Raw genomic sequence first — 250 nt, 5'->3', positions numbered from 1 at the left:
TATTTGGATTGTCACTGCTTGCTCCAAAGTTAACATGTTGAGCAGTCCAAAAAGACCACTATATTAACCAAGGGGGTCAATTTTCAAATGCTGTTGGGGGGTCATTTTTACATTGCCGCTAACACTGGATTGTACTGTGTAGTGGCATAGGCCCAGACATAACCTTTCTTCGGTTTTTTATTATTCTCACCCATCCGCATGATGGTGACCGGTGTTTCATCTGCATGCAGCACCCGCTGTTGCAGCACCA

Annotated in this window: 1 protein-coding gene; it reads right to left on the bottom strand. The window is 44.8% G+C overall.

Annotated elements, in window-relative coordinates:
• Positions 1-107 precede the first annotated feature (107 nt).
• Positions 108-248, bottom strand: a complete 141-nt coding sequence (locus ACEO2X_RS14695) for a transposase (protein WP_371972220.1) — start codon at positions 246-248, stop codon at positions 108-110.
• Positions 249-250: the final 2 nt, after the last annotated feature.

The sequence above is a fragment of the Acinetobacter sp. AL9 genome, from assembly GCF_041464035.1.
GTDB classification, from domain to species: Bacteria; Pseudomonadota; Gammaproteobacteria; order Pseudomonadales; family Moraxellaceae; genus Acinetobacter; species Acinetobacter towneri.
Note: the sequence above shows the minus strand (reverse complement) of the source record. Positions and strands in the feature narration are given on the sequence as shown.